General features: G+C 64.5%; 7 protein-coding genes and 1 pseudogene. 6 read left to right on the top strand and 2 right to left on the bottom strand.

Translation table 11 applies throughout. The features are described from left to right. Positions 1-180: 180 nt before the first annotated feature. The 5 genes from B4I46_RS21260 (at position 181) to B4I46_RS21240 (ending at position 3,618) form a co-directional block, all read left to right on the top strand. Positions 181-720 (top strand): TetR/AcrR family transcriptional regulator, encoded by a 540-nt coding sequence (locus tag B4I46_RS21260; protein ID WP_078479730.1) that lies wholly within the window; start codon positions 181-183, stop codon positions 718-720. 14 nt (positions 721-734) lie between these two features. Continuing rightward, a complete protein-coding gene (locus tag B4I46_RS21255) occupies positions 735-1,568 on the top strand; it encodes an alpha/beta fold hydrolase (RefSeq protein WP_043862860.1) in 834 nt (277 codons plus the stop codon). A 44-nt stretch (positions 1,569-1,612) separates the two neighbouring features. Next, positions 1,613-2,050: an acyl-CoA thioesterase gene (locus tag B4I46_RS21250; protein ID WP_043862859.1), complete on the top strand. Its 438-nt coding sequence runs from the start codon at positions 1,613-1,615 to the stop codon at positions 2,048-2,050. Positions 2,051-2,099: 49 nt separating this feature from the next. After that, positions 2,100-3,059, top strand: a complete 960-nt coding sequence (locus B4I46_RS21245; protein WP_054916655.1) for a tRNA dihydrouridine synthase — start codon at positions 2,100-2,102, stop codon at positions 3,057-3,059. Between the two features lie 115 nt (positions 3,060-3,174). Next, positions 3,175-3,618, top strand: a complete 444-nt coding sequence (locus tag B4I46_RS21240) for an Hsp20 family protein (RefSeq protein WP_043862857.1) — start codon at positions 3,175-3,177, stop codon at positions 3,616-3,618. 110 nt (positions 3,619-3,728) lie between these two features. Here B4I46_RS21240 and B4I46_RS21235 read toward each other — a convergent pair. Both B4I46_RS21235 and B4I46_RS21230 read right to left on the bottom strand, forming a co-directional pair. Continuing rightward, a pseudogene (locus tag B4I46_RS21235) lies at positions 3,729-6,947 on the bottom strand (PAS domain S-box protein). A 62-nt stretch (positions 6,948-7,009) separates the two neighbouring features. Continuing rightward, the gene (locus B4I46_RS21230) at positions 7,010-7,888 is read right to left on the bottom strand and encodes a LysR family transcriptional regulator (protein WP_286901736.1); all 879 of its coding nucleotides are present in this window, start codon (positions 7,886-7,888) and stop codon (positions 7,010-7,012) included. Positions 7,889-8,030: 142 nt separating this feature from the next. Between B4I46_RS21230 and B4I46_RS21225 the strand changes: the two genes are divergently transcribed. Further along, positions 8,031-8,698: aconitase family protein (locus B4I46_RS21225; RefSeq protein WP_286901735.1), on the top strand; the 668-nt coding region annotated here is incomplete at its 3' end.

Below are 8,698 nucleotides of genomic sequence, written 5' to 3'. Positions count from 1 at the left end.
AGTCCCCTAGGGGACGCCATTTTACCCGCTCTGCGGGATTTCAAGGCTCATTCGATTATTGAATGAGCCTTTTGTTTTTTCCCTCGAAAAAATCTCTTGCGCCCTTGGGCCGCAGGAGAAAGTGCTTGCCAATAAATATTATGAGCATAATATTGCTTCCATAATATTTGGAGGCCTGCCATGCACGACAAAAAAGCCCAGACCCGCCAGCGCATTTTGGATGCGGCGCGCAGTGCGCTGATCCTTAACGGCCCGGCCGACCCCAGTGTGCAGCAGGTGATGGGCGCTGCGGGGCTCACCGTGGGTGGGTTCTATGCGCATTTCGAGAACAAGGATGCGCTGATGCTCGAAGCCTTTTGCCAGTTGCTTGGCGAGCGCCGGGCCTTGCTGGCACAGGTCGACGCGTCGCTGGACGGGGAGGCGCGTCGTGCCCTGGTGGCGGCCTTCTACCTGTCGCGCAAACACCGCGATGCCGTCGACAGCGGCTGCCCGCTGCCCAGCTCTCTGGGCGAGATCAATCAGTTGCCGGCGACCTTTCGCGCGGTGCTGACCGAGCATATCGAGTTGATGATGGCCAACCTGGCCGACACCCCCGAAGACGCCGACAAAGTGCTGGCCGACCTGGCCCTGATGGTCGGCGGCCTGGCCCTGGCGCGAGCGCTGGGTACCAGCGAATTGTCCGACCGTGTGTTGCGTGCCGCCAAGTCCGCGGTGATCTGATCTGGAGCGACGTGATGAACAGCCTGAGCTGGATTCGTGGTATCAACGCCACTGTTGGACGCCTGGCACCCAATCGGGTGGCCGGGCAGATGCGCCAGGCCTTCATGAGCCCGCGCACCTTGCCGCCACGCGACTGGGAACTGCCGCTGCTGGCGCGTGCCGAGCGCATTACCCTGCGCTTTGGCCTGAGTGCGCTGCGCTGGGGGCAAGGCCCAACGGTGCTGCTGATGCACGGCTGGGAGGGGCGCCCCACCCAGTTCGCCCATCTGATCGAGGCCCTGGTGGCCGCCGGCTATTGTGCGGTGGCGCTCGAAGGGCCGGCCCACGGCCGCTCGCGTGGAAACAAGGCCAACGTGGTGTCGTTCGCCCACGCCTTGCTCGAGGCGGCCGGCGAGCTGGGCCCATTGCACGGGGTGATCGGCCATTCCATGGGCGGTGCCAGTACGCTGCTGGCCCTGCAGTGGGGGCTGCGTACCGAGGTGGCGGTGAGCATCGCCGCGCCGGCGCGCCTGCTCGAGGTGCTGCGCGGCATGGCGCGGCACCTGGGGTTGCCGGCGCGGGCGCGGGCAGCCTTCATTCGCCAGGTGGAGCGAGAGGTCGGGGTGCCGATCTCGCGCCTGGACGTGGCCGTCTACCAGCTGGAACTGCCCGGTTTCATCGTGCATGCCGAGGACGACCCACTGGTCGCCGTCAGCGAGGCGCGGCTGATTCATCAGGCGTGGTTCGACAGCCAGCTGCTGCTGTTGCCCCAGGGCGGGCATATGCGTGTGCTGTCCGACCCGCAACTGGTCGACGGCGTACTTGCGCTGCTGCAACGCAGTGCCCGGCCAGTGCGCCAATCAGCCTGAGCATCCGTTACACTCTGCCCGTTCACTACAGATCGGGAGCGGGCATGAGCTGGGATCGGGCAACGCCATTTACCATCGACCTGCAGGTCGGTGCCGAGGATATCGACGGCCTGGGGCACGCCAACAACGCGGTGTACGTCACCTGGCTCGAGCGCTGCGCCTGGCGTCATTCCCAGCGCCTGGGGTTGGACCTGGCCGAGTACCGGCGCCTGGACCGCGCCATGGCCGTGGTGCGTCACGAGATCGACTATCTGGCCAGCGCCTATGAGGACGACATCCTGCAGTTGGCCACCTGGATCGTCGACTGGGACCAGCGCCTGAAGATGACCCGTCACTTCCAGCTGGTGCGACCAAGCGATGGCACCACCTTGCTGCGGGCGCAGACCACCTTCGTGTGCATCGAGCTGTCCACCGGCAAGCCCAGGCGCATGCCGGCAGAATTCATCGAGGGCTACGGCGCCGCGATGGCCGGAGCCCGATAAGCCACGGTTTTTGCTAGACTGCCGGCCTTTTTCGCGCGAGACCCACGCCATGCAAATTGCCCTGGCCCCCATGGAGGGGCTGGTCGACAACATCCTTCGCGACGTACTGACCCAGGTGGGCGGCATCGACTGGTGTGTCACCGAGTTCATTCGCGTGTGCGACCGGTTGCTGCCGGCGCATGTGTACGAGAAGCTGGCCCCGGAGCTTGGCCGCGGTGCGCAAACCGCCGCCGGCGTGCCTTTGCGTGTGCAGTTGCTGGGCTCCGACCCGGCATGCCTGGCCGATAACGCGGTGCTGGCCTGCGAGCTGGGGGCCCCCGTCATCGACCTCAATTTCGGTTGCCCGGCCAAGACCGTGAACAAGTCCCGCGGCGGCGCGGTGCTGCTCAAGGAGCCCGAGCTGCTGCATGCCATCCTGCGCGAAGTGCGCCGGGCTGTGCCTGCGCATATCCCGGTCACCGCCAAGATGCGCCTGGGCTTCGACAGCCCGGACGGTGCGCTGGACTGCGCCCGTGCCCTGGCCGAAGGCGGTGCCGACCAGTTGGTGGTGCACGCACGCACCAAGGTCGACGGCTACAAGCCGCCGGCGCACTGGGAGTACGTGGCGCGGGTGCAGGAGGTGGTGAAGGTGCCGGTGTTCGCCAACGGCGAGGTGTGGACGCTGGAAGACTGGCGCCGCTGCCGCGAGGTCAGCGGCGTGGAGGACATCATGCTCGGTCGCGGCCTGGTGTCGCGCCCGGACCTGGCCCGGCAGATTGCCGCCGAGCGCCAGGGCATCGAGTTCGTGCCGCTGGACTGGCAGGCACTGCAACCGCTGCTGCAGGACTTCTGGGTGCAGGCCCGGGAACAGATGACCGAGCGTCAGGCACCGGGGCGACTGAAGCAATGGGTGGCGATGCTGACCCGTACCTACCCCGAAGCCACGGCACTGTTTACCGAACTGCGCCGCGAGACCGACTGTGATCGCGTGGCGCGGCTGCTGGGTATTCCGGTCAGCGAGGCGGCCTGAAAAAATTTTTGTGGTCGATGCTTGAAATGTTAGGGCGGGTCCTTATCTAGGGAGTACGCGATGCCGAAGTCGGGTCGCGCAATCACCAACTCGCTGATATTTCAGGAGATGTACCATGACTACCGCATTTTCTCTGGCTCCACTGTTCCGTCAATCCGTTGGCTTCGACCGTTTCAACGACCTGTTCGAATCCGCGGCACGTAGCGAGTCGGGTAGCACCTACCCACCCTACAATGTTGAAAAACATGGCGAAGACCACTACCGAATCGTCGTTGCTGCAGCTGGCTTCCAGGAAGAGGACCTCGACCTGCAAGTGGAAAAAGGCGTTCTGACCGTCAGTGGCGGCAAGCGTGACAGCAGTGGTGAAAGCGTCACCTACCTGCACCAGGGCATCGCCCAGCGGGCCTTCAAGTTGTCCTTCCGCCTGGCTGACCACATCGAAGTGAAGTCGGCGGGCCTGGCCAACGGTCTGCTCAGTGTCGATCTGCTGCGTGTTGTGCCTGAAGAAGCCAAGGCCAAGCGCATCCCGATCAACGGCGAGAAACCTGCGCTGAACTGAGTGTGGGCTGAGTGAAAGAGGGCACCTTCGGGTGCCCTTTTTTGTGCCCGGTTCGCGCGGCTCTTCACTGCAGGGGCCAGCCTTGCTGGCAACTGCCGTGCTGCTGTGTGTCAGTAGTCCGCCGGTGCCTGCAGCAGCATCGCCCTGAACTCGTTCAGCGGCAATGGCCGGCTGTGCAGGTACCCCTGGTACAGATGGCNNCCCCAGCCGCTCCAGAAACTCCAGTTGCTCCGACAGCTCCACCCCTTCGGCAATCACTGCGAGGTCCAGGCTTCTGGCCATGGCCACGATGGCCTTGACGATCTCTGCATCATTGGGGTCCAGCGGTGCATCGCGCACGAACGATTGATCGATCTTCAGCGCATCCACCGGCAAGCGCTTGAGGTAGGTGAGCGACGAGTAGCCGGTGCCGAAGTCATCCATCGCAAAGCTCACCCCGAACGCCTTCAGCTCGCGCATCTTGCTGATGGTGTCCTCCAGGTTCTGGATCACGATGCCCTCGGTGATCTCCAGCTTGAGCATCTGGTAGGGCAGGCGGTAGTCGTCCAGGCTGCGCCGCACCCGCTCGACGAAATCGTTCTGGCGGAACTGGCGCGGGCTGATGTTCACGCACAGGCTGAAATCCATCGGATCGATCAGCCCGTCCTGCAGCATGCGCGAGCAGGCGTCACAGGCTTCGTCGAGTATCCAACTGCCCACCTCCAGGATCAGCCCGCTTTCCTCCAGCACCTGGATGAACTGGCTGGGCGGCTGCTGGCCCAACAGCGGATGATGCCAGCGCAGCAGCACCTCGGCCCCGACGATGCGGTTGTCACGGGCATCCACCTGGGGCTGGAAGTGCAGCGCCAGTTCGCCCCTGGCCAGGGCCATGCGCAGGTCGCTCTCCATGCGCAGGCGTTCACTGGCGGCCTTCTGCATGGTGGTGTGGAACAGTTGCGTGGTGTTGCGACCCGAATCCTTGGCGCGGTACAGCGCAATGTCGGCGCGCTTGAGCAGGTCGGCCGGCGTGGTGCCGTGGTCGGGGATCAGCGCCACGCCGATGCTGGGGGTTACCTGCAGGCGCTGGCCGTCCAGCGACATCGGCTCGGCCAGCAGTTCACGCAGGGTGTCGGCCAGTTGGCGAACCTTGTCGGTGACCTCTTCGCGGCTGCCTTCCAGGCCGCTCAGCAGCACCACGAACTCGTCACCCCCCAGGCGCGCCACGGTGTCCTCCAGGCGCACGCTGGCTTCAAGCCGGGCTGTGATGATCTTGAGCACCGTATCGCCCACCGGGTGGCCCAGCGAGTCGTTGATGTGCTTGAAGTGGTCGANNGCGGTTGGGCAGGTTGGTCAGCGGGTCGTGGTAGGCCAGGTGACGGATCTGCGCCTGGGCATTCTTGAGCTGGCTGACGTCGCGGGCAGTCAGTAGCAGGCAGTCTGTCTCGTTGAGGGTGATCGGCTCCATCGACACCTCCACGGTGAGGATTTCGCCGCGTTTGTTGCGCCCCAGCATTTCGCGGTGGTGCACCCGCCCGCGCTCACGCATTTCACCGAACAGCAGGGTCTGCTGCTTGTCGTCGGCCCACAACCCGATCTGAGTCATGCTCTGGCCGATCACCTCGTCGGCGCTGTAGCCGGTGAGCCGGCAGAAGCCGTCGTTCACCTCCAGGTAGCAGCCACTGTCGCGCTCGGTGATGGTGATGGCGTCGGGGCTGGAGTGGAAGGCCTTGGCGAACTTCTCCTCACTGGCCTTGAGTGCGGCTTCGCCGCGTTGCTGCTGGGTGATGTCGCGCAGGGTGGTGACGCTGCAGGGCTGGTTGTCGACCTTGATCAGGCGGCTGGAAATCACACAGGTCAGGGGCTGGCCATCCTTGTGATTGACCACCACCGCGACATTGTTCAACGCCTGGTCGCGAATCACCTGCTCGATACGTCGTGCGCGGGCGGCCGATTCGGCCCACAGCCCCAGTTGTTCGGCGGTACGACCCAGTACCTGGTCGGCGCACCAGCCGAAGGTCTGGGTGAACGCCTGGTTGATCTCGATGAACTGGCCGGTGTCCTGGCGGGTGACGCAGATGGGGTCGGGGCTGACCTGGAACAGGCTGGCGAACTTTTCCTCCGAGCTGGTCAGGCGCTGTTCGCGTTCAACCTGTTCGGTGATGTCCAGCAGGGNNGCCGGCCATGCGCAGCGGGTTGCCCTGGTCGTCACGGTACAGCCGTGCACGGCTCTCCAGGTAACGTGAGGCGCCGTTTTCCAGCTGGATGCGGTAGGTGATCTGGTAGTTGCCCGCCGGGCCTTCGCGCAGGCTGCGATAGGCCTGGCGCATGCCGCTGCGCTCAAGCTCGGGCACGCCTTCGAAAAACGCCTCGAACGACTCGTGGAACGGCACCGGCGCCAGGCCGTGCAGTTGTGCCGCGCGGGCCGAGCCGTACAGCATGCCGCTGGGGATGTGCCAGTCCCAGGTACCCAGCTGGGCAGAGTCCAGTGCCAGGTCCAGGCGCTCCTGGCTGTCCTTGAGGGCTTGTTCGGCACGCTTGCGCTCGCTGGTGTCTACGAAGGTGCTGAGCAGGTAGGTGACACCTTCGAGTTCGATGGCCTGGGTGCTGAGGATGCCATCGTGGACCTGCCCGCTGCTGGCGCGAAACTGCACTTCCAGGGTCACCGGGCCGTTGTTGCCGCTGGTGGCCTCCAGCACCTGGTCACGCTGCCTGGGGTTGGCCCACAGGCCCAGTTCCAGCGTGGTACGCCCGATCACCTGGGCGCCGGGCCAGCCAAGAATGTTCTCGAAGTGCTGGTTGACCTCATGGATCAGCCCGTCGGCGCGCCGGGTCAGCAGCACCACGTTCGGGCTCAGGTGAAAAAGCGTGGCAAAGCGCTTTTCGGAGTTGATCAGTGCGGTTTCGCGTTCGCGCTGGCGGGTGATCTCGCGCACCACCCCGATCATCTGCAGGCGCCCGTCGCGGTTGGTGGCCAGGCTGCCGTTCACTTCCAGCCAGTGCAGGCTGCCGTCCGGCCAGCGGATGCGATGGCGCAGGGCCTGGTCCACCGGCTCGCCGTTGAGCACTGCATGAAAGGCCTGGCGCATGCGCGCGCGGTCCTCTTCCGGCAGCAGATCGAGGTAGTCGATGTCGTGGGTCAGCGGTTGATGCGGATCGAAGCCAAACAGTGCCTGGGTGCCTCGTGACCAGTTGATGCGCCCGCTGCCCACATCCCACACCCAGGCGCCAAGGTGCGCACCATTGAGCGCCGCGAGCAACTGCGGCGCACTCTCCCAGGCCTGTTCCAGCTCCTGGGGGTCTGCTGCGTGGATACGGGGAAGGCGCGCAAAACGATTGGCTGACTTGGGCATCGGTACCAGACCTTTGGCGGGTGATACGTCCTTGGTGGCGGGCCGCCCGGGGCAGGGGCGGGCTACGCCGGGCTTGCGTGACTGTCGAGCAGGGCCATGAAGGCTCTGGCCGCATTCGATAACGTTCGTTCCGTGTGCAGAATGTAGCCTAGCTGGCGCGACAGCTGTATGCCCGGCAAGTCGATGGATGCAACCTGCTCATCGAGCATTGTGCGCGGCAGCACACTCCAGGCCAGCCCGATCGACACCATCATCTTGATGGTTTCCAGGTAGTTGGTGCTCATGGCGATGTTGGGGACCAGGCCCTGGGCCTCGAACAGACGCTGCACAATATGGTGTGTGAAAGTGTTGCCGCCGGGGAACACGGCCGGGTGGTGGGCAATGTCCGCCAGGCCCACCGCGCCCTTGCAGGCCAGCGGGTGCTCGGGGGCAACCACGAAATCCAGCGGGTCGTCCCATACCGGCACCGCGCGCACCAGGTTGTGGGGCTCGGGGGCGAGGGTGATCACGGCGATTTCGGCGCGCCCGTGCAGAATTTCCTCGTAGGCCACTTCCGAGTCCAGAAACTGGATGTCCAGAGCCACCGCCGGGTACTGACGGGTAAACGCCCGCAACAGCGGCGGCAGGCGGTGCAGGCCGATGTGATGGCTGGTGGCCAGGGTCAGTCGACCGCTGACCTCGCCGGTGAGGTTGGTCAGGGCCCGCCGGGTGTCGTCCAGCACGTTGAGGATCTGGTAGGCACGGGGCAGCAGGGCACGGCCGGCTTCGGTCAGGCTCACCTCGCGGCCAAGGCGGTCGAACAGGCGCACATCCAGCTGCTGCTCCAGCCCGGCAATGCGCTTGCTGATGGCCGGCTGGGTCAGGTGCAGGCGCTCGCCGGCACCGGAAAAGCTCCCGGTTTCAGCGATGGCGATGAAGGCACTAAGGTTGGCCAGGTCCACGGAATGAGTTCCTCGGGTTTGGATTCCTGAAAGTTATCCAAAGCATAAAAAATATGAATTTGAGTTATTCAATCTAACCCCATAGCATCGTCCGTACAAGCCAAGGGGTTATTGGCATAGAAAGACTGATGAGGAAAGTCTGATGGCTGGCAAAACGCTCTACGACAAGCTCTGGGATTCGCACTTGGTCAAGCAGCGCGACGACGGTTCGGCGCTGATCTATATCGACCGTCACATCATTCACGAAGTGACGTCGCCGCAGGCCTTCGAGGGGCTGCGCCTGGCCAACCGCAAACCCTGGCGCATCGATGCCAACATCGCCACCCCCGACCACAACGTGCCCACCACGCCAGAGCGCAAGGGCGGCATCGAGGCCATCGCCGACCAGGTGTCGCGCCTGCAGGTGCAGACCCTCGACGAAAACTGTGACGAATACGGCATCACCGAATTCAAGATGAACGATGTGCGCCAGGGCATCGTCCACGTCATCGGCCCGGAGCAGGGTGCCACCTTGCCCGGCATGACCGTGGTCTGCGGCGACTCGCATACCTCCACCCACGGCGCGTTCGGCGCCCTGGCCCACGGCATCGGCACCTCCGAGGTCGAGCACGTGCTCGCTACCCAGTGCCTGGTGGCCAAGAAGATGAAGAACATGCTGGTGCGCGTCGAAGGGCAATTGCCGTTCGGCGTCACTGCCAAGGACATCGTGCTGGCCGTGATCGGCAAGATCGGGACCGCCGGCGGCAACGGGCATGCCATCGAGTTTGCCGGCAGCGCCATTCGCGAGTTGTCGGTCGAAGGCCGCATGAC

Origin of the sequence: Pseudomonas sp. UBA7500 (assembly GCF_002478435.1) — a bacterium.
Classification (GTDB): domain Bacteria; phylum Pseudomonadota; class Gammaproteobacteria; order Pseudomonadales; family Pseudomonadaceae; genus Aquipseudomonas; species Aquipseudomonas palmensis.
The sequence above is the reverse complement of the archived record's forward strand: the minus strand, read 5'-3'. Positions and strand labels throughout refer to the sequence as shown.

What these genes read in the sequence shown, in the direction of transcription:
- B4I46_RS21250 (WP_043862859.1), top strand. Translation starts at nt 1,613, where the DNA reads ATGAGCTGGGATCGGGCAACGCCATTTACCATCGACCTGCAGGTCGGT.
- B4I46_RS21245 (WP_054916655.1), top strand. Translation starts at nt 2,100, where the DNA reads ATGCAAATTGCCCTGGCCCCCATGGAGGGGCTGGTCGACAACATCCTT.
- B4I46_RS21240 (WP_043862857.1), top strand. Translation starts at nt 3,175, where the DNA reads ATGACTACCGCATTTTCTCTGGCTCCACTGTTCCGTCAATCCGTTGGC.
- B4I46_RS21255 (WP_043862860.1), top strand. Translation starts at nt 735, where the DNA reads ATGAACAGCCTGAGCTGGATTCGTGGTATCAACGCCACTGTTGGACGC.
- B4I46_RS21260 (WP_078479730.1), top strand. Translation starts at nt 181, where the DNA reads ATGCACGACAAAAAAGCCCAGACCCGCCAGCGCATTTTGGATGCGGCG.